The sequence below is a fragment of the Thiomonas sp. TH-17 genome (assembly GCF_057473305.1).
Genome location: NZ_JBYCKI010000032.1, coordinates 58,052 through 80,738 on the forward strand (window position 1 = coordinate 58,052; position 22,687 = coordinate 80,738).

Here is a 22,687-nt window from a genome sequence, read left to right on the forward strand (position 1 = left end):
GTGTGAATGAATCCGGCGTGGCCGAGCAGCGCGTCCAAACGTCCCCGGACAAGGCGCAAAGCACAGCCGTGCCTGTCGGCACGGCGCGCATTTGTAACGCCGAGCGGGGGTGTTTGGGCGCGAGGAGCGGTCATGGCGGATTTGTTCACACCCTCTCAGAAGTTGTAGCCAAGCTTGAGCCGGATTTCGCGCCGTTCATGATCGGCCAGATGTACACCCGTGGAGTTGTTGTCGGACTCGTTTGAGCCACCGATCTGCTGGGCCCAGGTCAGTGTGGCCCACCAGGCTTTTCCGCCGTAGTGGATGGACGGGCCGGCGAAGAAATCCCAGTGGTCGAATTCCCAGGACTGATTCGCGGGTTTGAGAATCTCGGCATCGATCCAGCCTTCGGCGCCGATGAACCAGTTCGGTGCAAATCGATACGACAGGCCCGTTCGCAGCCGTGGGGCCACCGCATACTCCGTGCCGCCACCTGCGCTGGGCCGCCACGACTCGGCTTCCAACTCCAGATTGGTCATCCACTGCAACTGACCGTCGAGATAGGGCCGCTGCAGAATGAGCTTGGTTTCCAGCTCATAGCCCTGCCCTTTTTCGCCGGTAATCGGGTCAACGCTGTCGTAGGTGACTTCGCCATACAGCGCCACGCCCAAATCATCCTTGTAGGGGGAGAGCAGCATTTTTTTCAGTTCCAGCGAGAACCCGCTGAACTGCGTCCGGTGGAGGCTGCTGGTGATTTCTCCGCCCGCTACCGGCCCGGCGCAGCCTATCGTGCCGCAGTTGTAGCTGTGGCGATAGCCGTTGAGGTAGATCGCACCACTCAGGCTGTTGCTGATGCCATATTCGTATTCGGCGCGCAGATACTGCGCCGAATAGCTTCCGCGCCGTTTGCCACTGTGATCAGTGATCCAGAAATAGGCCTCTGAGGCTCCTGCAGGCAGCGTTTCCGCCCCGGAGGTATAGCCCAGCAAATTCTCGTCGGCCGAAGCAGCGCCAGACGTTGTTGCGAACATCAATCCGACGATCACGGACCGATAAATGGATTTGATTGCTTTCAAGACACACTCCGTTGTTGATAACGGTTCGCATTCTTGTTTTTATTTCTGCATGTGTCAAGCGTATCGGCTTGTTTCAGAAAGTGAACGGCCGGTTTCGAGGCAGATCACCTCGCCCGCAGGCAAAATAGCGTGTTGCCGTCCACCCACCCGATCCATGCCCGCCCCATCCAATCTGGCCGCTCACACGCCCTTGATGCAGCAATACCTGCGCATGAAAGCGGAGCATCCCGGCACGCTGCTGCTGTGTCGCATGGGCGATTTCTACGAACTGTTTTACGAAGATGCCGAGAAGGCCGCGCGGTTGCTCGACATCACGCTGACCCGGCGCGGACAGTCGGCGGGCGAGCCGGTCATCATGGCCGGGGTGCCGGCGCAGGCGCTCGATGGCTATCTGGCCAAGCTGGTCAAGCTCGGCGAGTCGGCGGCGATCTGCGAGCAAATCGGCGATCCGGCGCAGGCCAAAGGCCTGGTCGAGCGCCGCGTGGTGCGCGTGGTCACCCCGGGCACGCTCACCGAACAGGCGCTGCTCGACGACAAGCGCGATGCCATTCTGCTGGCCATTGCGCCGCCGAAATCGGCGCGCGGCGAATGGGGGCTGGCGTGGATGGCGCTGACCGGCGGCGGCCTCACCCTGGCGCACTGCGAAGCGGCCGCCCTGCCCGACTGGCTGGCCCGCGTCGCGCCCGCCGAGGTGTTGTGGCCGCAGCACCAAAGCCTGCCGGACGAAACCCGGTGGCCCTACACGACCGAGCGGCCGGAATGGCATTTCGACACCGCGCTCGGTCTGCGCAAGCTCTGCGCGCAGTTGCAGGTGGCTCATCTCGACGGGTTCGGCGCGCAAACCCTGAGCGCGGCACATGCCGCCGCTGCCGCCCTGCTGACCTACGCCGAGCAGACGCAGGGCGGCACGCTGCCCCTGCTGGCCGATCTGCGGGTCGAGCGGGCCGAACACAGTCTGCGGCTGGACGCCGTGGCCCGTCGAAACCTGGAGATTCTGCAACCCTTGCGCGGCGAAGACAGCCCCACGCTGTTTTCCCATCTCGACAGTTGCCAGACCGCGGCGGGCAGCCGCCTGCTGCGCGACTGGCTGCAGGCGCCGCCGCGTGACGCCAACGTCGCCCGCGCGCGCCACGCCGCTTTGCAGGCGCTGAGCGACGGCGACTTGGCGGCGTTGCGCGGCAGCCTGCGCGGCATGGCCGATCTGGAGCGCATTGCCGCGCGCATCGCGCTGAAGCAGGCCAAGCCGCGCGAACTGTCGGCGTTGCGCGACGGCCTGCAGCGCCTGCCTGCACTGCGTCGCCAGGCGGCCGCATTCGAGCGCTGCGCCCTGCTGCAAAACATCGATGCGCAGCTCGATCAGCCGCCCGAACCCGCCGCCTTGCTGCTAAGCGCCATCACGGCCGAACCGGCGCTGAACCTGCGCGATGGCGGCGTGATCGCAGCCGACTTCGATGCCGAACTTGACGAACTCCGCGCCATCGACACCGACTGCGGCAGCTTTCTCATGGAGCTGGAACAGCGCGAACGCGCGCGCACCGGCATCGCCAACTTGCGGGTGCAATACAACAAGGTTCACGGGTTTTTCATCGAAGTCACCCACGGCCAGACCGACAAAGTGCCCGGCGACTACCGCCGCCGCCAGACGCTCAAGGGTGCCGAGCGCTACATCACCCCGGAACTCAAGGCCTTCGAGGACAAGGCGCTTTCCGCGCAGGATCGCGCATTGGCGCGCGAGAAAGTCTTGTTCGAGGGCGTCATCGAAGCGCTGCAGCCCGCGCTGGCCGATATCCGCCGCGCCGCGCAGGCCATCGCCCTACTCGACACCCTGGCCGCCCTGGCCGAGCGCGCGAGCACCTTCGGCTGGGTGTGCCCCGAGTTCGTCGAGGCGCCGGGCATCGACATCGCGGGCGGCCGTCATCCGGTCATCGAGAGCCGGGTTGACCGCTTCATTCCCAACGATTGCCAGCTCGACGAACAGCGCCGCCTGCTCATTCTCACCGGGCCGAACATGGGCGGCAAATCCACCTATATGCGGCAGACCGCGCTGATCGCCCTGCTCGCCTACCTCGGCAGCTATGTCCCGGCGCGCAGCGCTCGCATCGGCCCGCTGGACGCGATTTTCACCCGCATCGGGGCCTCCGACGATCTGGCCGGCGGGCAATCTACCTTCATGGTCGAAATGGCCGAAACCGCGGCGATTCTGCGGCAGGCCACGCCCCACAGCCTGGTGTTGATGGACGAGGTCGGGCGCGGCACTTCCACCTTCGACGGCCTCGCGCTGGCCGCGGCCATTGCCGCGCAGTTGCACGACCGCAACCGCAGCCTCACCCTGTTCGCCACGCATTACTTTGAGTTGACGGATCTGGTGCTGCGCCACCCGCAGGCCGCCAATGTGCATGTGGGCGCAGCGGAAACGCCGCAGGGCATTGTGTTTCTGCACGAGGTGCGCGAGGGCCCGGCCAGTCGCAGCTATGGCGTGCAGGTCGCCCAGTTGGCGGGGGTGCCGTCTGCCGTCATCCGCGACGCCCGCAAGCGGCTCGATGCGCTGGAACGCCAGCATCAGCAACAGGAAGCGCAGCTCGATCTGTTTGCAGCGTCTGCGGAAATTGCTGAAGCAGAGCCAGTGTCAGTCCCCACGCACGAAGCGCTGATCGAGGCGCTCGATGCCACCGATCCCGACACCCTCACGCCGCGCCAGGCGCTTGAGACCCTCTACCGTCTCAAGGCCTTGCGAGAGGTCGAATGACGCAGCTCAAACCCGCTCGATCAGGGCGTAGGCCGAGTGGTTGTGGATGGATTCGAAGTTCTCCGCCTCGGCCACGTAATGGCCGATACGCGGATCGGCATTGAGCCGGGCGGCGACATCACGCACCAGATCCTCGACAAACTTGGGATTTTCGTAGGCGTGCTCGGTGACGTATTTCTCGTCCGGGCGCTTGAGCAAGCCCCAGATCTCGCACGAAGCCTCTTCCTCGGCAATGCGGATGAGTTCTTCCAGCGCCACCGGTTGCAGCAGTTCGGCCGTGATGGTGATGTGCGAGCGCTGGTTGTGCGCGCCGTAATCCGAGATTTCCTTCGAGCACGGGCACAGCGATTTCACCGGCACCATGACCTTGGCCGTGAGCTTGACCTGATCGCCGCGCGCTTCTGCGATCCAACCCGCCTCGTAATCGAGCAGACTTTGCACGCCCGAGACCGGCGCGGTCTTGCGCAGAAACAGCGTGAAGGCGAATTCCAGACGCCCCGCCGTGGCGTTGAGCTTGGGCAGCATCTGCCGGGTGAGCGCAGCAAAAGCCTGCGCGTCCATCGCCTCGGACATGGCCTCGAGCAGCTCGACGAAGCGCGACATATGCGTGCCCTTTTTCTCGGCGGGCAGCGCCACGTCGGCCGTTACCTGGGCGATGCTCGGGTGAATGCTGCCGTCGCGCAGACGCACGTTGAGGGGATAGCGCAAGCCCTTGACCCCGACCCGCTGGATCGCGATATGGCGCTCGTCCACAGTGCTCTGGATATCCGGAATGGCTTCAAAGGGTTTGTTCATGGGATGACGGGTGGGGCAGCGCCGATGGGGTTCGGCACCGCCCGCCCGGGGCATAGTTGAGAAAAGTTCTCGGATTATCCCGGACTGCGCACATCCTTGCGCGGTCTGCGGAAATGGGGGCGTTCAACCGCGCTGCGGCAACACCCGAAGCAGCAGAAACAGCAACGCCGCCGCGACCACCATGGCGGGGCCCGAGGGCAGGTCGGAATGCAGTGAGGCCAGCAGCCCCAGCAGGACGGCGACTGCGCCAATTGCGGCCGCGCCCAGCGCCATCTGCACGGGAGTACGCGCCAGCCGCCGCGCCGCCGCCGCCGGAATGATGAGCATGGCCACCGTGAGCAAAATGCCCACGAGCTTCATCGCCAGCGCGACGAAAACCGCCAGCACCAGCATGAACGCCAGTTGCAGCCATTTCACCCGCCGCCCCTCCACGGCGGCGAGTTCTTCATGCACGGTGAGTGCCAGCAAGCCCTGCCACAGCCAGGCCAGCAAAGACAGGCCCACGACATCGATCAGGAGGATCCAGCCCAAATCTGCCGTCCGCAGTGCCAGAATGTCGCCGAACAGATAAGAGAACAGATCGACGCGCACGTCCTCCATGAAGGCGAGCACCACCAGGCCCAGCGCCAGACTGGTGTGCGCCAGCAGGCCGAGCAGCGTGTCTTCGGCAATGCCTTCAGCCGGTTGGCGCCGCGCCAGAACGAGGGCGATGACCACGCTTACCGCGAGCACGCCGATGACCGGATCGAGGTGCAGCAACAGCCCCAGCGCCACGCCCAGAAAGGCCGAGTGCGCCAGCGTTTCACCAAAGTAGGCCATCCGTCGCCACACCACAAAGCAACCCAGCGGCCCCGCCAGCAGTGCCACGCCCACGCCGCCGATCAAGGCGCGCCAGACGAAATCAGGCAGCAGGAATTCAGTCATGGTGCGTCCGTCCTTCGGCCTCATCGGACACGATATTGCCGTGCAGGTCGTGATGATGATCGTGGTGATGACGATAGACCGCCAGCCCGGTCAGATCGCGCCCGAAAAGTCGCAGGTATTCCGGATGCACGCTGATATCTTCCGGCCGCCCCACGCAGCAGACATGACGCTCCAGGCAAACCACCTCGTCGGTGGCGGCCATGACCAGATGCAGATCGTGCGAAATCAGCAGCACGCCGCAACCTGATGAGTCACGCAGGCGGGCGATCAAGGCATAGAACTCCTGCTGGCCCTGCACATCGAGCCCTTGCGCCGGTTCGTCGAGCACCAGCAAATCGGGCTTGCGCAGCATCGCCCGGGCGAGCAGAACCCGCTGCATTTCCCCGCCGGAAAGCGCCCGCAGCGGTCGCCGCAGCAGATCGTCGGCGCCGTTATCGGCCAGCCGCTGCTCGCGCTGCTGCTCGGTACTCGGCCCCGCCAGGCGCAGAAAACCGTCCACATCCATCGGCAAGCTGGGCGGCGGGATGAAACGCTGCGGCACATAGCCCACGCGCAGCCCGCTACGACGCCGCACGACGCCGCGATCCGCTGTAATCAAGCCGAGCAGCACGCGCACCAGCGTGGTCTTGCCCGCACCATTCGGGCCGACCAGCGTCACGATCTGGCGAGGTAGCACGCGCAGACTGACGTCGGTGAGCAGCGCATTGCCGTGGCGTTGCACATGGATGCCCTCGAGGGCGATGAGCGGTTCTGTAGGAGACAAGTGCGTTATTTTCTGTTGCAAGTGTTACATTGTAACTAATTACTTTCTCAACGCCCTCGTTCAAAAATGATCTTCCTACGACGCCTCTTATCAATTTCGGTCTTCCTCGCTGCAACCCTGGCCCCGCTGGGGGCGCAGGCTGAAACGCCGCGGGTCGCGGTGAGTATCAAACCCGTGGCCGATCTGGTGGCGGCCGTCATGGCCGGGGTAGGCAAACCCACGGTGCTGATTCCGCCGGGAAATTCGCCCCACACCTATGCGTTCAAACCCTCTGAGCGAGCCAGCGCCGAGCAGGCGCAGCTTCTGTTCTGGATCGGGCCGGACGTCGAGCCCGCGCTGACCAAGATCACCAAGGCGCTGCCCAAATCGACCCAGGTGGTCACCCTTTCCACTCAGCCCGGCATGGACTTGCTGCCCGCGCGCATGGGCGGCGACTGGGAGCGCAAGCGCCCTGCTCCGAAGCTGGCGCCATCGCACGATCATGGCGCAGCGCATGACCACGGCAGCGAACATGACCATGTGCACACTGGCAGCTTCGACGGTCATCTCTGGTTGTCACCCACCAATGCCAAGGTCATCGTGCGCAGCGCGGCCCGCGCGCTGGCGGCGAAAGACCCGCAACATGCGGCGCAATACCAGGCCAATGCAGAGCAAGCGGTGCAGCGCATCGATGCAATGACGGCGGAACTCACCGCGCAACTCGCCCCGGTCAAAAGCAAGCCCTTCATCGTGTTTCACGATGCTTATCAATACTTTGAACATGCCTTCGGGCTGCGTGCGGCCGGCTCGATTCTGGTCAGCCCCGACGCCATGGCCAATGCGCGACGCGTGAGTCAGATGCGCGACAAGATCAAGTCGCTAGGCGTGGTCTGCGTGTTTGCCGAGCCGCAGTTCGAACCGCGGCTGGTGCAGACCTTGATCGAGGGAACCCGGGCGCGAGTCGGCACGCTCGACCCGCTCGGCGCCAAGGGGCCGCTGGGTCTGGAAGGCTATACCCAGTTGATGCGCAATCTGGCGAATAACCTCGGCCAGTGCCTCGGCACACCGTGAGGTTTTATTCGTTGGCCGCGCGCTGACGGCCTGCGGGATGTAGCAAGGCGCCAAAGCGTTTGCGCACGCTCGCGGCAATGCCCGCGGCGTCCAGCCCGATGTCAGTGGTGATTTGCGCGGGGTCGCCATGTTCGAGCCAGGCATCGGGCAGACCGAGGTTGAGCACCGGAATCTGAACGCCCGCCGCCTGCAAAGCCTCTAGACAGGCCGAGCCCGCCCCGCCACTGACCACCCCTTCTTCCACGGTGACCAGAGCATCGTGACTACTTGCAGCGGCCAGCAGCGCCGCCGTATCGAGCGGTTTCACGAACCGCATATTGATCACACTGGCGTCGAACTCTTCAGCCGCTTGTAGCGCGGCATAGAGCACCGGGCCGAACGCGAGCATGGCGATGCGCTGCCCCGGTTTGGCGGCACTGGCGCGCCGTGGCTGCGATTTCCCCCAGGGAAGTTCGGTGAGCGCGGCCTGCACGGCCACGCCGACGCCGCTGCCGCGCGGGTAGCGCACCGCCGCGGGGCCGCTGTGGCGGTAGGCCGTGGTGAGCAGCTGCCGACATTCGTTTTCGTCAGCCGGGGCGAGCACGCTGAGATTGGGTACGCAGCGCAGGAAGGGGATGTCGAAGGCGCCGGTATGCGTTGCCCCGTCCGCCCCCACCACACCGGCCCGGTCTACCGCGAACATCACGGGCAAGTTCTGAATGGCCACATCGTGAATCACCTGGTCGTAGCCGCGCTGCAGGAAGGTGGAGTAGATCGCCACCACCGGCTTCAACCCCTCGCAGGCCAGACCGGCAGCAAAGGTGACTGCGTGCTGCTCGGCGATGCCCACATCGAAATAACGCTGCGGAAAACGCTCGGCAAACTCAACCAGACCGGAACCCTCCCGCATGGCCGGCGTGATGCCCACCAGACGCGCGTCGGCCTGCGCCATGTCGCACAGCCACTGGCCGAACACCTGAGTGAAGGTGGGCGCCTTGCCGGGCTTGCCGGGCGCCAGCCCCACGGCCGGGTCGAACCGTCCCGGCCCGTGATAGGCCACCGGATCGGCCTCGGCCAGCTTGTAGCCCTGCCCCTTCTTGGTCACCACATGCAGCAGGATGGGGCCGTGCATGTCGCGCAGATTGTGCAGGGTGGGAATGAGCGCATCGAGGTCGTGGCCGTCGATCGGCCCGAAATACTTCACCCCGAGCTCTTCGAACAAGGGCGAAGGCGCCACCAGCCCCTTGGCATATTCCTCCAGGCGGCGCGCCAGGCCCAGCAAAGGCGGTGCGGCGCTGAGCACCTGTTTGGCGGTGCTGCGCGCCGCAGTGAACAGTCCGCCCGACAGCAGCCCGGTGAGGTGGCGATTGAGCGCGCCCACCGGCGGCGAGATCGACATGTCGTTGTCGTTGAGCACGATGAGCAGATCGGCCTCGGGGTGCACGCCGACGTTGTTGAGCGCCTCGAATGCCATGCCCCCCGTGAGCGCGCCATCGCCGATCACGGCGACCACGCGCCGCGATTCGCCCTTGCGCTGCGCGGCCAGCGCCATGCCCAGCGCGGCCGAAATCGAGGTGGACGAATGGGCGGTGCCGAAGGCATCGAACGGCGATTCTTCGCGGCGCGGAAAGCCGGAAATGCCGCCCTTCTGCCGCAGGCCGCGCATACCGTCGCGACGTCCGGTGAGAATCTTGTGGGCATAGGTCTGATGCCCGACATCCCACACCAGTCGGTCATGCGGGGTGTTGAACACGGCGTGCAAGGCAATGGTCAATTCCACGGTGCCGAGGTTCGACGACAGATGCCCGCCGGTGCGCGAAACCGATTGCAGGATGAATTCACGCAGCTCAACCGCCAGTTGCCGCAGGTGCGCGCGGTCGAGCGCACGGAGATCTTCGGGCGAGGCGATGCGGTTCAGCAAAGAAAACGAAGCAGTCATGATGGGCAAATCGTGGAACAACGCGTGGAGTAGCGCCTGGGTCAGCGTGTTGGGGCGGAAGCGCGGCGCCACATCGCGGCGAGCAGCAGGGCAGACGCCAGAACGAATCCGGCCGCAGACCAGAACGGCAGCGCCAAACCGAACACCGAAGGGGTATCAGCGCAAAGCCCATCTGCGCGAAACATCCACGGCGCCCACTGCGTAACCGGCCAGTGGTTGATCACGGCAGCCAGCGGGTCGAGTCCGCAGAGCTGCCCCGGGTGCAAAACCAGCCAGATGTGCCGGGCAGCAAAACCCAGTCCGACAAGGCCGCTGAGCACCCCAAAGCCCAGCACGACGCGCGCCGCAAGCCGAGCATTCGAGCGGATCAGGCTGATGGCTGAAAGCGAAAAAATCAACACACCCAGATAAGCCATGCGCTGCAGAATGCACAGCGGACAGGGCGCAAACCCCTTGCGCTGCAGCCAGAGCGCCCCGCCCAGCGTGCCCAGCGCAGTGGCTGCAGCGAGAGCAGGAAGCGCAATGGCGTGGCGCTGATTCATGGTGACAGTCTCTTGATCAGATGAGGAATATCGAGGCGTGGCCAGATCAATGCTCGCGCAACACGATTAGATCGGCAAGTTCGCGCAAACGCTGGCTGGCCGCGCGCTGCGGCGGCGGCAGGGCGTCGAGTGCGGCTTGCGCCTTGTCGCGCAGACCATGCGCCAGCTTGCGCGCGGCGTCGAGACCCAGCGCCGAAACGTAGGTGGACTTGTTTTGCTGCGCGTCCTTGCCCGCGGTTTTTCCGAGGGTATGAGAATCGCCGGTGACATCCAGAATGTCATCTACTACCTGAAAGGCCAGGCCCACGGCGTCGCCATAGGTTTCCAGAGCCGTATACGTTTGGGCCGGATGCGCCGAGTCAAACCCGCCGCAGGCCGCGCCCATCAGCACGCTGGCCTTGAGCAGGGCGCCCGTCTTGCGGCTGTGCATGTGCATCAGATCGTCACCGCTGACCGCGCCTCCGGTCGCAAGGATGTCGAGCGTCTGGCCGCCGGCCATGCCGTCAGCGCCGGAAGCCCGCGCCAGCAGCGCACACAGCCGCGCCTGCAGCGCCGGGGCGATGTCTGCCTCGGGCGTCAGCACTTCATAGGCCAGGGCTTGCAAGGCATCTCCGGCCAGCAGGGCCAGGGCTTCGCCAAATCGCACATGGGTTGTGGGTTGGCCGCGCCGCAGCACGTCGTCGTCCATGCAGGGCAGATCGTCGTGCACCAGCGAATAGGCATGCACCAGTTCCACCGCGCAGGCGGCGCGGTCGAGCGCCTGATCGTCGGCCTGCACACACTCGCCAGCCGCCCACACCAGCAAGGGGCGAACGCGCTTGCCCCCCATGGCCGCGGCATAGTGCATCGCTTCGTGCAACTGCGGCACCAGCGGGTGGCCCGGCGGCACGAAGCGCACGATCAACTGCTGGGCCCGGGCCTGGTGCTGGCGCAGCCAGTGGTCGAAGGAGTGATTGAGTGGCAGTACGCCCGGCTGGGTGGAGCCCGGCGGCACGCTCTCCAAATGCAGCACCTCAGACACGGTCATCCTCCTCATCGGGTTCCGTGCGCAAGGGTTTGAGCTGCTCGCCATCGAGCACCTGAACCTGCTGCTCCACCGCCTGCAGTTTGCCGCGGCAGAACTGCAGCAGCAGATTGCCGCGCTTGTAGGAAGTCAGCGAGTCGTCGAGGCTGAGCTGCCCTCCCTCCATGGCCTGCACGATCTGCTCCAACTCGGCCAGCGCCTGTTCGTAGCTGGCGGGGGCCTGATCGGCATGGCGGGCAGTTTTGGCGGCGGGCATCATGTGGAGAGGGGATGAAAGGCGCCCATTTTAGGCGCGGCATCGCGGCTCGGCATGAAGCATGGACTCTACAATCGGCCGCAACGTTAGGTAGGGGTTTTTTTCAACGAATTGTGGAGGTGCATCGCCATCATGTCCGATCTGAGCATTCGTCTGTCGCAAGATCATTTGCAATTGCCGGTTTCGACCTATTTCGATGACGACCTGTTCAAGCTGGAGCAGGAACAGATATTCCGCGCTGGCCCGCGCTATCTCGGACATGAACTCACGGTGCCCAAGATTGGCGATTACGCCGCGCTCGCCCAGGAAGGTGAAGGGCGCGCACTGATTCACGGGCCTGAAGGCATTGAACTGCTTTCCAACGTCTGCCGCCACCGGCAGGCCGTGATGCTGCGCGGCATGGGCAGCACGGGCAAGAACATTGTCTGCCCGCTGCATCGCTGGACCTACGGCCTCGACGGTCAACTCGTCGGCGCTCCTCACTTCGAGCAAGACCCCTGCCTGCATCTGCAAACCTACCCGCTACAGCGCTGGAACGGCATGATGTTCGAGGACAACGGCTATCCCGTGGCCCAGACCATGGAGCAACTCGCCGTGCTCAAGGAGTTCGATTTCACCGGCTTCGTGCACGACCACACCGAAATGCACGTGTGCAACTACAACTGGAAGACCTTCATCGAGGTCTATCTGGAGGACTACCACGTCGTGCCCTTCCACCCCGGGCTGGGCAAGTTCGTCGACTGCAACGTGCTGCAATGGCAGTTCGCGCCGGAATGGAGCGTACAGACCGTGGGCGTCCATCAAGGTCTGCAACACCCGGGCAGCGCGGTGTACAGCAAATGGCATCAGGCGGTGCTCAACTTCCGCTCCGACAAAAAGCTACCCGAACACGGCGCCATCTGGCTCACGCTCTACCCCAACATCATGCTGGAGTGGTATCCCCATGTGCTCGTGGTGTCCACGCTCTATCCGCTTGGCCCGCAAAAGACCCTGAACATGGTGGAGTTTTTCTACCCCGAAGAAATCGCAGCGTTCGAGCGCGAGTTCATCATGGCCGAGCGCGCGGCCTATATGGAAACCTGCGCAGAAGACGACGAGATCGCCGAGCGCATGGACGCTGGCCGCAAGGCGCTATTTGAACGCGGCGACGACCAGCACGGCCCCTACCAATCGCCGATGGAAGACGGCATGCGACATTTCCACGCCTGGTACCGCTACAAGCTGCAGGTTCCAGCCTGAGCGCGCACGCTTGCCCACTCGCCCCGCATCGGTATTCCCATGCGGGGCTTTGTTGTTTTATGGTTCACTTCCCGCTGTCTCCCTGACGGAGTTTTCGCCTCATGTCAACCCGCTACACCACCCTGATTACCGCCTCCGAGCTGGCCTCACTGCGTGACGCCTACCTCGTCGACTGCAGCCATGACCTCGCCCAGCCCGAAGCGGGCCAGCAGGCCTATGACCAGGCCCATATTCCTGGCGCGATTTTTCTTCATCTCGACCGCGACCTGTCCGCCCCAAAAAGCGGGCACAACGGTCGGCACCCCCTGCCCGATCCCGACGCCTTCGCAGCCCGACTCGCCCAACTCGGCCTGCGCCAAAACCAGCAGGTCGTCGTTTACGACCGAGCCGGCGGCAGCTTTGCCGTGCGCCTGTGGTGGATGCTGCGCTGGCTCGGCCATGATGCGGTGGCCGTGCTCGACGGCGGCTGGCAGGCCTGGCCGGCCGCTGGCGGCGCGTGCGAGGGCGCGGCGCCAGCGGCCCGCGCCCCGGGCGACTTCAGCCGCAGCCCCGCGCTGGCGGGGGCCGTGCCTGCGCGCGGCGTGCTCGACAACTTGCACAGCGGCAAGCACCTCGTTCTGGACGCACGCGCGCCGGAGCGATATGCGGGCGAAGTCGAGCCGATCGATCCGGTCGGCGGGCATGTTCCCGGGGCGAAAAACCGCTTCTTCCAGACCAATCTGCAGCCCGACGGCACCTTCAAATCGCGCGAGCAACTGCGCGAAGAATTCACCGCACTGCTCGAAGACTGGGACCCGCGCGATGTGATCCATCATTGCGGCTCCGGCGTCACAGGCTGCCACAACCTGCTGGCCATGACCTACGCCGGCATGGACGGCAGCCTGCTGTACCCCGGCTCCTGGAGCGAGTGGTGCGCCGATCCGGCCCGGCCCGTCGCAACAGGGCGCGCGCCCGGCAAGGTTTGATCTGCAACAAGCCAGCCAATACATTCGAGGAGCAGCATATGGGTAGTGATTGAGGCTTCCATTCACCGCAATCCCGATCAGCTTCTCTTCTCTAAAAGGAGATCGATATGTACAAAAAAATACTCGTCCCCACCGACGGTTCCGATACCGGGGGCAAAGTGATTCCCCATGCGGTAGCGCTGGCCAAAAGCTGTGGCGCTTCAGTGGTGGGGCTCAACGTCACCGACCCGTATCCCTACTCCGGCCTGGCCGAGACGGTGCCCATCACAGCGGATCAATACCGCGTGCACGTCACTCAACTGGCGGAAGACGCCCTCAAGCCCCTGCAGGACGCCTGCAAGGCCGCTGATCTGGCCTTCGAGCCCATCATTGCCGAAGACATCCACCCCTGGAAAGCCATGCTCGACGTGGCCAAGGACCGGGGTTGCGACTTGGTGGTGATCGCCTCGCACGGACGCCGCGGCATGCAGGCTCTGCTGCTGGGCAGCGAAACCCAGAAGCTACTGACCCATTCCACCATTCCGGTACTGGTTCTGCGCTGACCAGCCTTTCAAAAGGAGCACTCCCATGTTCAACCATCTACTGTTGTCCACAGACGGCTCAGAGCTCGCGGACAAAGCGCTGCCCTATGCCATCGAGGTGGCGAAAAAGTTCGGCTCCAAAATCACCGTCTGCTCGGTCATCGACCTGTATCCCTACATCGGAGCGATCGAAGTCATGCCTGTCGGCATGGATCAGTGGCAGGACGAAGTGCGCAAGCAGGCCAACGTGGCGCTGCAGCACGTGAGCGAGCGCATCAATGCCGCCGAGCTGAGTTGCGACACCGTGGTGGAAGAAGACGCCCAGGCCTGGCGCGGCCTGCTCGCCGCCGCCGAAAAGCAGGGCTGCGACGCCATTGTCATTGCCTCGCACGGCCGCAGCGGCATGAGTTCGGCCATGCTGGGCAGCCAGACCTCACGGGTGCTGTCGCATTCCAAACTGCCGGTGCTGGTCGTTCGCTGAGGTCAAGGGCGCCGTAAATGCTGTCTCAGCCGCTGAGCAGTTTGTCCACCGGGAAAGTCTGCGGAAACCCACTTTCCGTCTGGCACATGCCGTCCTGCGGCGGCTCTTCGGCGGCGGCGACGGCAACCACTTGGTGCTGACGCAGCCAGGCCAGCGCGCGTTTCCAGCCGTCCTGGGCGTCCTTGGCGTTGTAGCTGGGCCGGTAGTCGGCGTGAAAACCGTGACCGGCGTCGGGATACACCACGATTTCGGACGCCTTGGCCGCAGCGCTGCCGTCGGCAAGCGCCTTGCGCATCTGCTCAACTGATTCCTGCGTAATGCCCTGGTCTTTACCACCGTACAGGCCGAGTACCGGCGCCTTGAGATCCTTGGCGATGTCCACCGGGTTCTTGGGCGACAGCTCGGACGGCGTGCCGACCAGGCGACCATACCAGGCCACGCCAGCCAGCACAGGGGCGTGAGCGCAGTAAAGCCACACCATGCGCCCGCCCCAGCAGAACCCGGTGATGCCGACATGGCCAGCCTTGCCGCCGTTGGCCAGCGCCCAGTTGCGGCAGGCGTCCAGATCCTGCATCACCTGAGCATCCGGGACTTTGGAGATGACCTTGCTCATCACCTCGGCAATGCTGCCATAGGCCATCGGGTCGCCCTGCCGCACGAACAGATCGGGCGCCAGCGCCAGATAACCCTGATGCGCGAAGCGTCGCGCGACATCGGCGATGTGCTCGTGCACCCCGAAAATCTCCGACACCACCAGCACTACGGGCAAATCGGTCTTGCCCTTGGGCTGCGCCCGGTAGACCGGAATCTTCTGATCGCCGGATTCGATCTGCACCTCTCCGGCGAGCAGGCCGTCGGCAGAGGTTTGCACCACGGTCTGTGCGATCACCGGCCCTGCCGCTGCGGCAAAACTCACCCCCAGCGCGGTACGCACGAAATCACGCCGGGAAAGCTCGCCGTCGGGACGGCCCGGTGCGAGACTCTGGAATTCGGCCTTCAGATCTTCGTTCCACATCGCTGTCTCCTCACGTCGAAATGTGAGCAAATGCTACAGCGAGCCAATCCAGTGATGCAGGTGGGGATAAATTGACCTACCCCGCCCCGCTCCGACACTGCGCCAGCAAGGCCGCGATGCCCTGCTTGCCGAGACGGCGCATCGTCGCCCGGTTGGCCTGGTAGATGGTGGCCGCTTCGGGAAAAGCGGCCACCGCTCGGTCGATGCTGGATTCTCGGATGAGATGCAGCATGGGAAACGGTGAGCGATTGGTCGCGTTGGTCACGTCATCCGGGCGAGCTCCGGCAAACCGATACTGCGGGTGAAAGCTCGCGATCTGCAGGATGCCGCGCAGGCCAAGTTGTTCCACCCGCGCATCGGCCTCGTCGAGAAAGGCGTTGTAATGTGCGAAATGTGCGAGCGTGTGCGGGTGGATGAGCAAAGTGGTTTCCACCTCGTCCGGCGCGGTACGCATCAGCAGTTGCAGCTCATCGCCGAGGCTGCTCAGCAAGTCCTCGGGCGTCGTGGCCTCGCAATGCACATAGCGGATACGGCCTTTCACCTGCGGCGCCTTGGCAAAGGGGCACAGATTCAGCCCGATCACCATGCGGTCAACCCAGACGCGGGTCTGCGCCACCACGGGATCTGCGAGCGATTGCGGGCGGTTCATGCCATGCGTCAGGCGGCTTGTCGCCACTGCGCATCGAGCTGCGCGACCCACAGCGCCTTGTCGCCATCGGCGGCGAAGCTCGCTTCGAGGCTGTTGCGCAGCAGCGCGTAGGCCTGCGGCGCACCCAAGGCGGGTTGCGCGGCGAACAACTCGGTCAGGTTGTCGTTGATATACCCGCCGAAATACGCCGGATCGTCGGAATTGACCGTGACTTTCAGCCCAGCGGCAAGCAGCTGCGGCAGGTTGTGCTGTGCCAGATCGGGCACCACGCACAGCCGCACATTCGACAGCGGGCAGACGGTGAGCGGCATCTGCTCACGGGCCAGACGCTGCATCAAGACCGGGTCTTCGCTGGCGCGCACGCCGTGGTCGATGCGCTCGACTTTCAGCACGTCAAGCGCGCCCAGCACATAGGCCGGCGGGCCTTCTTCACCCGCATGCGCCACGGCATGCAGACCCATTTGGCGAGCGCGGGCAAATACCCGGGCAAACTTCTCGGGCGGATTGCCGCGCTCGGACGAATCGAGCCCGATGCCGATGAGATGGTCGAGCCAGGGCTGCGCTGCATCGAGCATCTGCAAGGCGTCTTCTTCGGGCAGGTGGCGCAGCACGCTCACAATCCAGCCGACACTCAGCCCGAGTTCGTTCTGCGCCCGCTGCGCCGCCTGGATGAAGGCCGGCATGAACACCTCGAAACCGACGCCGCGTGCGGTATGGCTCTGCGGGTCGAAAAACGGCTCCACGCGCACCACATGATCCTGCGCGGCACGTTGAAAGTAGGCCCAGGCCAGATCGAAAAAGTCTTGTTCGGTGCGCAGCACATCGCATCCGGCGTAGTACAGATCGAGGAAGGATTGCAGGTCGGTGAAGGCGTAGGCCTTGCGCAGCGCTTCCACATCCGCGTAGGGCAGCGTCACGCCGTTGCGCCGGGCCAGCGCGAAGATCAGTTCGGGCTCGAGCGTCCCCTCGATGTGCACGTGCAATTCGGCCTTCGGGCTGACACGAAGCAGATCGGTGACACGCTGCTCGGGCCGTGGGGAGATGTCTGGACGGGGCATGATGAAGGGCTCTGAAAATGGATGAATGAGTGTAGACGCAGCCCGCAAAGAGGTTCCTCCCTCACCCCCCGCCCAGCAAAACCGTCATCCTTGAACTATGTTGCGCTTTACAAATAAGTCTTCCAACAGGAGCACGACATGATCGAACGCAGACCGCTTGAACAACTCGGCGGCGACCGCCTGGATTGGCTGGACACGCGACACCACTTTTCGTTCGCCGGCTATCACGACCCCAAGCGGATGAATTGGGGGGCGCTGCGCGTCTGGAACGACGACACCATCGCCCCCTCGACCGGTTTTGCGCCGCACCCGCATGCCGATATGGAAATCATCACCTATGTGCGCGAAGGCGCCATCACGCATGAAGATAGTCTGGGCAATCGCGGGCGCACCGAGGCGGGTGATGTGCAGGTGATGAGTGCTGGCACTGGCATCCGTCATTCCGAATTCAACCGGGAAGCCGTCCCGACGACCATTTTTCAGATCTGGATTGTCCCCAACCGTCGCGGCGAGCCCCCGGCCTGGGGCGCCAAGCCGTTCCCGAAAACCGACCGATCCGGCCGCTTCATCCCCCTGGCCAGCGGGATGAAGGATGATGGCGAAGCGCTGCCGATCCGTGCCGATGCCCGCGTGCTGGGCGCAACGCTCAAGGCAGGCGACTCGGTCGAGTACGCGCTGGGCGCGGGCCGCAGGGCCTATCTCGTTCCCGCGCGGGGAAAAGTGGAGGTCAATGGCGTGAGTCTGCAAGCTCGGGACGGTGCTGCCATCCGCGACGAAACCCTGCTGCGTCTGACTGCCCTCGAAGAGGCGGAAGTCGTGCTGGTCGACGCCGCGGCCTGAATGAAAACGGGCCGGCTCTTGCAGTCACCGGCCCGTTTTCAGCTAGCAAAAACTCTGGTGGCTTACTGCCCCGGCACCTTGCCTTCCACACCCTTCACGTAGAACGTGATGCCGTGGAGGAATTTGTCGTCGGCCACCTGACCCGCCGCTACCATCGTCTTGCCAGACTGATCGACGATGGGGCCCTTCCAGATACTGAAGCTGCCGTTCTTCAGACCGGCCTCGCGCTCGAGCACGGTCTTTTTCAGCGCCTCTGGCACGGCGGGGCTGATTTCCTGCAGTTGAATGGTGTCGTGCTTCATGCCCCACCAGTATTGCGCAGGTTTCCAGTCGCCCTTGAGCACTTCGGCGGTGAGCATTTCATACAGCGGCGCCCAGTTGATCGTGGCCGAGGCCAGATGCGATTTGCCGCCGAACTTGCTCATATTGCTGTCCCAGCCAAAACCGTATTTGCCCATTTTGGCCGCGGTCTGCAGCACGGCGGGCGAATCGGTGTTCTGGAATAGCACGTCGGCGCCCTGGTTGATGAGCGAGGTGGCGGCCTCGGTTTCCTTCGGCGGATCGAACCATTTGTTCACCCAGACGACCTTGGTCTTGATCTTCGGATTGACCGACTGCGCCCCCAGGGTGAAGGAGTCGATGTTGCGGATCACTTCGGGAATGGGCACCGAGCCCACCACGCCCAGCACATTGGTCTTGGTCATGCCCCCGGCGAGCACACCGGCGAGGTAAGCGCCCTCATAGGTGCGGGCGTCGTAGGTGCCGACGTTCTTGGCGGTTTTATAGCCGGTGGCGTGCTCGAACTTGATGTTCGGAAAATCTTTCGCCACGCGCAGCACCGATTCCATATAGCCAAAGCTGGTGGCGAAAATCAGGCCGTCGCCCTGCTGCGCCAGATCGCGGAAGACGCGGGCCGAATCCGGGCCTTCCGGCACGCTCTCCACGAACTGCGTCTTGATCTTGTCGCCAAATTTAGCCTGCAGCGCCAGGCGAGCCTGGTTGTGCGCAAAGCTCCAGCCGGCATCGCCCACCGGGCCGACGTAGACGAAGCCGACCTTCAGCGGATCGGTGGCATGCGCTGGCGCCGCGCTCATCGCCAACACACTGGCCACGGCCGCAAGCGCGACCAGCGGTTTTTTCAACATTGTTTTCAACATGGAGTCCTCCGTAAAAGTGATGTGAAACTGTATACAAAAATCGTGCCCGCGTGCGAGAAAAACTCACCCTCCGGGAGTGAACGGCTTGCCGATGGACGAAGGCATATTGATGCGAATCCACAGCGGGTTGCGCGACATCAGCGCCAGCACCACGATGGTGGCAATGTAAGGCAGCATTGACAGGAACTGCGACGGAATCTGCACGCCGCTGCCCTGAAAGAAGAACTGCAGCATGGTCACCCCGCCGAACAGATACGCGCCGAGCAGCACACGCGCCGGGCGCCACGTGGCGAAGGTGGTCAGCGCCAGGGCGATCCAGCCCCGCCCTGCCGTCATGCCCTGCACCCACAAGGGCGTATAGATCACGGAAAGATACGCGCCGGCAACACCCACCAGCGCGCCGCCGCACATCAAGGCCAGCAGACGGATGCGCCGCACCGGATAGCCCAGGGCATGCGCCGATTCGGGGGACTCGCCCACCGCGCGCAGCACCAGGCCGGCTCGGGTGCGGTCGAAAAACCAGATCAGACCAAGGGCCAGCAGCACAGTGAGATACACCATGAGGTGATGGCGAAACAGCGCCGGGCCGATGAAGGGCAAATCGCTCAGCCCCGGAATGTCCCACGGCTGAAAGTTGGGCAGGGTCTTGCCCACATAGTCAATGCCAATGAAGGCCGACAGCCCGGCGCCGAACAGCGTGAGCGCCAGCCCGGTGGCGTATTGATTGGTGTTGAGCCAGATCACCAGCAGCCCCAAGGCGCCGGCCATCAGCGCGCCGGCCACGGCCCCCGCGCCGAAGGCGGCCCACTGATTGCCGGTGTGCAGCGCCACGGCAAAGCCGATGACCGCGGCCATCAGCATCATGCCTTCGGCGCCGAGGTTGACCACGCCCGACTTTTCGTTGATCAGCAGGCCAAGCGAAGCCAACGCCAGCGGCGTACCCGCGCTCAGGGTGGTGGCGATGAGAGAAGCGGCCATATCCATGCGTGATGTCCTTCAGCGCTTGAGAAAACGGGCACTCTTGAAACGGATGCGGTTGTAGATCAAGGTATCGCAGGCGAGCAGCGAAAACAGCAGCAGGCCCTGGAATACGCCCGTCATCGCATTGGGCAGACCCAGACGCGACTGCGCCAGTTCGCCGCCGATGTAGAACATCGCCATCAACGCGCCCGACAGCACGATACCCACCGGATTGAGCCGCCCGACGAAGGCCACGATGATGGCCGCGAAACCGTAGCCCTGCGACACCTGCGGCGTGAGCTGCTGCAGCGGGCCGATGGCGTCGAGCGCCCCGGCCAGACCGGCAAACCCGCCCGACATCAGCAGCACCGTCCACAACGCCTTGCGCGAGGAATAACCGGCGTAGCGCGCCGCGCCCGGCGCCAACCCGCCCACCTGCAGGCGAAACCCGGCCACGCTGCGAAACAAAAACAGCCACACCAAACCCACTGCCACCAGCGCGATGGGGAAACCCCAGTTCAGCCGCGTGCCTTCAATCAAGTGGCCCAGCAACGTGGGGTCGGCAAACATCTTGGTCTGCGGAAAGTTGTAGCCCTCCGGGTCCTTCCACGGGCCGTACACCAGATAGTCGAGCAGATATTGCGCGACGTACACCAGCATCAGGCTGACCAGGATTTCGTTGGCGTTGAACCAATCGCGCAGCGCCGCCACCAGCGCCGCCCACACCATGCCGCCCAGAATGCCGGCCAGCAAAATGGGCAGCACGATGGCGTGAGAGGTGTGGTCGCCGGCCAGCAGCGCCACGCCGCCGCCAAAAATTGCGCCCAGGATGTATTGCCCTTCGGCGCCGATATTCCACACATTGCTGCGATAACAGGCCGCCAGCCCCAGGCCGATGAGAATGAGCGGCGTGGCCTTGAGCGCCAGTTCCGACAGGTTGTAGGCGGTCTTGACCGGCTCCCAGAAAAACATGCTCAGGCCGTGGACCGGGCTCTTGCCCATGGCCAGAAAAATGCCCACGCCGAAAGCCACGGTAATGCCCAGCGCCAAAAGCGGCGACAGCCACACCATCCACCTTGAAGGCACGCCCCGGGGTTCAAGCCGCAACATGCGCTGCCTCCGTTGCGGCTTGCGCGGTGGTGGCCGGGCCTTGCGGCCACAGCCCACTCATCCACATGCCGACTTGCTCAACCGTGGCGTCGGCGCGGGCGATGGAGGGCGACAGCTTGCCGCGCGCCATCACCTGCAGCCGGTCGGCAATTTCGAACAGTTCGTCGAGTTCTTCCGAGATGACCAGCACGGCGCAGCCCCCGTCGCGCAGCGCCAGCAGCTCGGCGCGGATCTGCGCCGCCGCGCCCACGTCCACGCCCCAGGTCGGCTGCGCAACGATCAGCACGCGGGGCCGACCGAGTATTTCGCGGCCCACGATGTATTTCTGCAGATTGCCACCCGACAGGCTGCGCGCCGCGGCCTGCGGCCCGCTGGCTTTGACGCCAAAGCGCTGAATGACCGCCTGCGCCTGCTCGCGCAGGGTCTGGCGGCGGATCAGGCCCCGCGTCGTCGCCTCGGCGGGACGCGCAGTCAGGAGCATGTTCTGCTCCAGCGACAGCACCGGCACCGTGGCTCTTCCTAAGCGTTCTTCCGGGATGAAGTGCAGCCCGCGCTTGCGGCGTTGACCGGGACCGAGTGTGCCCACCGGCTCGCCCGCCAGCCGCACGGCCGCGGGGCGGGCGCGCCGGTCTTCACCCGACAGCGCGGCGAGCAATTCCTGCTGACCATTGCCCGACACCCCGGCGATGCCCAGAATCTCTCCGGCCCGCACCTGCAGCGAGAGGTGGTCGATGGCCACGCTGAACTCGCCATCGCCCGGCAGGGCCAGATCGTCCACCGACAACAGCACCTCGCCTGCCTGCGACGGGCGGTGTTGCAGCGCGGGCGGATCGGCGCCGATCATCAGCCGCGACAGGCTGGCCTCGGTTTCCTGAGCCGGATCGACGCGGCCGCTCACCCTGCCCCCGCGCAGCACGGTGCAGTTGTGGCACAGGCTGCGGATTTCGTCGAGCTTATGGCTGATGTAGAGAATGCTGCAGCCGTCTGCCGCAAGCTGGCGCAGCACCACAAACAGTTTTTCGACCGCCTGCGGCGTGAGCACCGAAGTCGGCTCGTCGAGGATGAGGAGCTTGGGATCGGCCAGCAGGCAGCGAATGATCTCCACCCGCTGGCGCTCACCGACTGATAGGGTGTGCACGGGGCGGCGCGGCGAGCAGTCCAGCCCGTAACGCGCCGAGATGTCCGCAATGCGTGTTTCGATTTCCACCAGACTGACACCGCGCCCCAGTCCCAGCCAGATGTTCTCGGCGGCGGTGAGGGTGTCGAACAGCGAGAAGTGCTGATACACCATGGCGATGCCCAGGTCGCGGGCCATGCCGGGGTTTTTCATGCGAACGGGCGCTCCGTTCCACACGATGCTCCCGGCATCGGGCTGCACCGCGCCGTAGATGATTTTCATCAGCGTGGACTTGCCCGCGCCGTTCTCGCCCAACACCGCATGGATTTCCCCGGGCTGCACCGCCAGGCTGATGTCGTCGTTGGCCTTGACGCCGGGATAGGACTTGCTGATGTGTTCGAGCGCGAGCCGCATGGGAGAAACCGAATGAAGCGGAGTGAGGTGAAATTACGATTGTCCTATACCTGACCGCGCGCAGCTGCGGCACCCCGTCCCTCAAGGT

At 64.4% G+C, this 22,687-nt stretch carries 22 protein-coding genes; 7 read left to right on the forward strand and 15 right to left on the reverse strand.

What is annotated here, in order from left to right:
- Positions 1-155: 155 nt before the first annotated feature.
- Positions 156-1,055, reverse strand: a complete 900-nt coding sequence (locus AC2VLV_RS02540) for a DUF6662 family protein (protein WP_486988479.1) — start codon at positions 1,053-1,055, stop codon at positions 156-158.
- 154 nt (positions 1,056-1,209) lie between these two features.
- Between AC2VLV_RS02540 and mutS the strand changes: the two genes are divergently transcribed.
- A complete protein-coding gene (gene mutS, locus AC2VLV_RS02545) occupies positions 1,210-3,801 on the forward strand; it encodes a DNA mismatch repair protein MutS (protein ID WP_486988480.1) in 2,592 nt (863 codons plus the stop codon).
- A gap of 6 nt (positions 3,802-3,807) precedes the next feature.
- Here the strand turns inward: mutS and folE2 are convergent, their stop codons facing one another.
- The 3 genes from folE2 to AC2VLV_RS02560 form a co-directional block, all read right to left on the reverse strand.
- On the reverse strand, positions 3,808-4,596 hold the full coding sequence (gene folE2 / locus AC2VLV_RS02550; RefSeq protein ID WP_486988481.1) for a GTP cyclohydrolase FolE2: 789 nt from the start codon (positions 4,594-4,596) through the stop codon (positions 3,808-3,810).
- A gap of 123 nt (positions 4,597-4,719) precedes the next feature.
- Positions 4,720-5,520, reverse strand: coding sequence for a metal ABC transporter permease (locus AC2VLV_RS02555; protein WP_486988482.1), 801 nt, complete (start codon positions 5,518-5,520; stop codon positions 4,720-4,722).
- Positions 5,513-6,283, reverse strand: a complete 771-nt coding sequence (locus tag AC2VLV_RS02560) for an ATP-binding cassette domain-containing protein (protein WP_486988483.1) — start codon at positions 6,281-6,283, stop codon at positions 5,513-5,515. Before AC2VLV_RS02560 ends, AC2VLV_RS02555 begins: the two co-directional genes overlap by 8 nt.
- A gap of 159 nt (positions 6,284-6,442) precedes the next feature.
- Here AC2VLV_RS02560 and AC2VLV_RS02565 point away from each other — a divergent pair, with 159 nt between their 5' ends.
- Positions 6,443-7,333, forward strand: a complete 891-nt coding sequence (locus AC2VLV_RS02565; RefSeq protein WP_486988484.1) for a zinc ABC transporter substrate-binding protein — start codon at positions 6,443-6,445, stop codon at positions 7,331-7,333.
- Between the two features lie 4 nt (positions 7,334-7,337).
- Here the strand turns inward: AC2VLV_RS02565 and dxs are convergent, their stop codons facing one another.
- From dxs to AC2VLV_RS02585, 4 genes are read right to left on the reverse strand one after another with little or no spacing between them, the layout of a single operon-like run.
- Positions 7,338-9,251 (reverse strand): 1-deoxy-D-xylulose-5-phosphate synthase, encoded by a 1,914-nt coding sequence (gene dxs / locus AC2VLV_RS02570; protein ID WP_486988485.1) that lies wholly within the window; start codon positions 9,249-9,251, stop codon positions 7,338-7,340.
- A gap of 41 nt (positions 9,252-9,292) precedes the next feature.
- Positions 9,293-9,793, reverse strand: coding sequence for a disulfide bond formation protein B (locus AC2VLV_RS02575; protein ID WP_486988486.1), 501 nt, complete (start codon positions 9,791-9,793; stop codon positions 9,293-9,295).
- 46 nt (positions 9,794-9,839) lie between these two features.
- Positions 9,840-10,820: a polyprenyl synthetase family protein gene (locus tag AC2VLV_RS02580; RefSeq protein WP_486988487.1), complete on the reverse strand. Its 981-nt coding sequence runs from the start codon at positions 10,818-10,820 to the stop codon at positions 9,840-9,842.
- On the reverse strand, positions 10,807-11,073 hold the full coding sequence (locus tag AC2VLV_RS02585; protein WP_486988488.1) for an exodeoxyribonuclease VII small subunit: 267 nt from the start codon (positions 11,071-11,073) through the stop codon (positions 10,807-10,809). The genes AC2VLV_RS02580 and AC2VLV_RS02585 overlap by 14 nt, the downstream gene beginning before the upstream one ends.
- A 132-nt stretch (positions 11,074-11,205) precedes the next feature.
- On the opposite strand from AC2VLV_RS02585, the gene AC2VLV_RS02590 reads away from it, so the two are divergent.
- The 4 genes from AC2VLV_RS02590 to AC2VLV_RS02605 all read left to right on the forward strand — a co-directional run bounded on the left by AC2VLV_RS02590 (position 11,206) and on the right by AC2VLV_RS02605 (position 14,279).
- Entirely contained in the window at positions 11,206-12,312 is a 1,107-nt protein-coding gene (locus AC2VLV_RS02590) for an aromatic ring-hydroxylating oxygenase subunit alpha (RefSeq protein WP_486988489.1), read from the forward strand.
- A 101-nt stretch (positions 12,313-12,413) separates the two neighbouring features.
- Positions 12,414-13,277 carry a sulfurtransferase gene (locus AC2VLV_RS02595; RefSeq protein ID WP_486988490.1) on the forward strand — a complete coding sequence of 288 codons (864 nt, stop codon included), beginning with the start codon at positions 12,414-12,416 and terminating at the stop codon, positions 13,275-13,277.
- 107 nt (positions 13,278-13,384) lie between these two features.
- The gene (locus tag AC2VLV_RS02600; RefSeq protein WP_486988491.1) at positions 13,385-13,819 is read left to right on the forward strand and encodes a universal stress protein; all 435 of its coding nucleotides are present in this window, start codon (positions 13,385-13,387) and stop codon (positions 13,817-13,819) included.
- Positions 13,820-13,844: 25 nt separating this feature from the next.
- Positions 13,845-14,279 carry a universal stress protein gene (locus tag AC2VLV_RS02605; protein WP_486988492.1) on the forward strand — a complete coding sequence of 145 codons (435 nt, stop codon included), beginning with the start codon at positions 13,845-13,847 and terminating at the stop codon, positions 14,277-14,279.
- A 25-nt stretch (positions 14,280-14,304) separates the two neighbouring features.
- Here AC2VLV_RS02605 and AC2VLV_RS02610 read toward each other — a convergent pair whose 3' ends face one another.
- From AC2VLV_RS02610 to AC2VLV_RS02620, 3 genes are all read right to left on the reverse strand, one after another.
- Positions 14,305-15,294 carry a dienelactone hydrolase family protein gene (locus AC2VLV_RS02610; protein WP_486988493.1) on the reverse strand — a complete coding sequence of 330 codons (990 nt, stop codon included), beginning with the start codon at positions 15,292-15,294 and terminating at the stop codon, positions 14,305-14,307.
- Between the two features lie 76 nt (positions 15,295-15,370).
- On the reverse strand, positions 15,371-15,943 hold the full coding sequence (locus AC2VLV_RS02615; protein WP_486988494.1) for a DUF1415 domain-containing protein: 573 nt from the start codon (positions 15,941-15,943) through the stop codon (positions 15,371-15,373).
- Positions 15,944-15,951: 8 nt separating this feature from the next.
- Positions 15,952-17,001 (reverse strand): adenosine deaminase, encoded by a 1,050-nt coding sequence (locus tag AC2VLV_RS02620; RefSeq protein WP_486988495.1) that lies wholly within the window; start codon positions 16,999-17,001, stop codon positions 15,952-15,954.
- Positions 17,002-17,139: 138 nt separating this feature from the next.
- Here AC2VLV_RS02620 and AC2VLV_RS02625 point away from each other — a divergent pair, with 138 nt between their 5' ends.
- Positions 17,140-17,841 (forward strand): pirin family protein, encoded by a 702-nt coding sequence (locus AC2VLV_RS02625; RefSeq protein ID WP_486988496.1) that lies wholly within the window; start codon positions 17,140-17,142, stop codon positions 17,839-17,841.
- A gap of 62 nt (positions 17,842-17,903) precedes the next feature.
- Here the strand turns inward: AC2VLV_RS02625 and AC2VLV_RS02630 are convergent, their stop codons facing one another.
- The 4 genes from AC2VLV_RS02630 to AC2VLV_RS02645 all read right to left on the reverse strand — a co-directional run bounded on the left by AC2VLV_RS02630 (position 17,904) and on the right by AC2VLV_RS02645 (position 22,599).
- Entirely contained in the window at positions 17,904-18,998 is a 1,095-nt protein-coding gene (locus tag AC2VLV_RS02630) for a BMP family ABC transporter substrate-binding protein (protein WP_486988497.1), read from the reverse strand.
- A 63-nt stretch (positions 18,999-19,061) separates the two neighbouring features.
- Entirely contained in the window at positions 19,062-19,982 is a 921-nt protein-coding gene (locus AC2VLV_RS02635; protein WP_486988498.1) for an ABC transporter permease, read from the reverse strand.
- 12 nt (positions 19,983-19,994) lie between these two features.
- Entirely contained in the window at positions 19,995-21,068 is a 1,074-nt protein-coding gene (locus AC2VLV_RS02640; protein WP_486988499.1) for an ABC transporter permease, read from the reverse strand.
- The gene (locus AC2VLV_RS02645) at positions 21,055-22,599 is read right to left on the reverse strand and encodes an ABC transporter ATP-binding protein (RefSeq protein WP_486988500.1); all 1,545 of its coding nucleotides are present in this window, start codon (positions 22,597-22,599) and stop codon (positions 21,055-21,057) included. The genes AC2VLV_RS02640 and AC2VLV_RS02645 overlap by 14 nt, the downstream gene beginning before the upstream one ends.
- Between the last annotated feature and the right edge of the window lie 88 nt (positions 22,600-22,687).

What these genes read in the sequence shown, in the direction of transcription:
- AC2VLV_RS02620 (WP_486988495.1), bottom strand. Translation starts at nt 17,001, where the DNA reads ATGCCCCGTCCAGACATCTCCCCACGGCCCGAGCAGCGTGTCACCGAT.
- AC2VLV_RS02575 (WP_486988486.1), bottom strand. Translation starts at nt 9,793, where the DNA reads ATGAATCAGCGCCACGCCATTGCGCTTCCTGCTCTCGCTGCAGCCACT.
- AC2VLV_RS02610 (WP_486988493.1), bottom strand. Translation starts at nt 15,294, where the DNA reads ATGTGGAACGAAGATCTGAAGGCCGAATTCCAGAGTCTCGCACCGGGC.
- folE2 (WP_486988481.1), bottom strand. Translation starts at nt 4,596, where the DNA reads ATGAACAAACCCTTTGAAGCCATTCCGGATATCCAGAGCACTGTGGAC.
- mutS (WP_486988480.1), top strand. Translation starts at nt 1,210, where the DNA reads ATGCCCGCCCCATCCAATCTGGCCGCTCACACGCCCTTGATGCAGCAA.
- AC2VLV_RS02595 (WP_486988490.1), top strand. Translation starts at nt 12,414, where the DNA reads ATGTCAACCCGCTACACCACCCTGATTACCGCCTCCGAGCTGGCCTCA.
- AC2VLV_RS02625 (WP_486988496.1), top strand. Translation starts at nt 17,140, where the DNA reads ATGATCGAACGCAGACCGCTTGAACAACTCGGCGGCGACCGCCTGGAT.
- AC2VLV_RS02605 (WP_486988492.1), top strand. Translation starts at nt 13,845, where the DNA reads ATGTTCAACCATCTACTGTTGTCCACAGACGGCTCAGAGCTCGCGGAC.
- AC2VLV_RS02585 (WP_486988488.1), bottom strand. Translation starts at nt 11,073, where the DNA reads ATGCCCGCCGCCAAAACTGCCCGCCATGCCGATCAGGCCCCCGCCAGC.
- AC2VLV_RS02645 (WP_486988500.1), bottom strand. Translation starts at nt 22,599, where the DNA reads ATGCGGCTCGCGCTCGAACACATCAGCAAGTCCTATCCCGGCGTCAAG.
- AC2VLV_RS02615 (WP_486988494.1), bottom strand. Translation starts at nt 15,943, where the DNA reads ATGAACCGCCCGCAATCGCTCGCAGATCCCGTGGTGGCGCAGACCCGC.
- AC2VLV_RS02600 (WP_486988491.1), top strand. Translation starts at nt 13,385, where the DNA reads ATGTACAAAAAAATACTCGTCCCCACCGACGGTTCCGATACCGGGGGC.
- AC2VLV_RS02590 (WP_486988489.1), top strand. Translation starts at nt 11,206, where the DNA reads ATGTCCGATCTGAGCATTCGTCTGTCGCAAGATCATTTGCAATTGCCG.
- AC2VLV_RS02640 (WP_486988499.1), bottom strand. Translation starts at nt 21,068, where the DNA reads ATGTTGCGGCTTGAACCCCGGGGCGTGCCTTCAAGGTGGATGGTGTGG.
- AC2VLV_RS02630 (WP_486988497.1), bottom strand. Translation starts at nt 18,998, where the DNA reads ATGTTGAAAACAATGTTGAAAAAACCGCTGGTCGCGCTTGCGGCCGTG.
- dxs (WP_486988485.1), bottom strand. Translation starts at nt 9,251, where the DNA reads ATGACTGCTTCGTTTTCTTTGCTGAACCGCATCGCCTCGCCCGAAGAT.
- AC2VLV_RS02635 (WP_486988498.1), bottom strand. Translation starts at nt 19,982, where the DNA reads ATGGATATGGCCGCTTCTCTCATCGCCACCACCCTGAGCGCGGGTACG.
- AC2VLV_RS02580 (WP_486988487.1), bottom strand. Translation starts at nt 10,820, where the DNA reads ATGACCGTGTCTGAGGTGCTGCATTTGGAGAGCGTGCCGCCGGGCTCC.
- AC2VLV_RS02555 (WP_486988482.1), bottom strand. Translation starts at nt 5,520, where the DNA reads ATGACTGAATTCCTGCTGCCTGATTTCGTCTGGCGCGCCTTGATCGGC.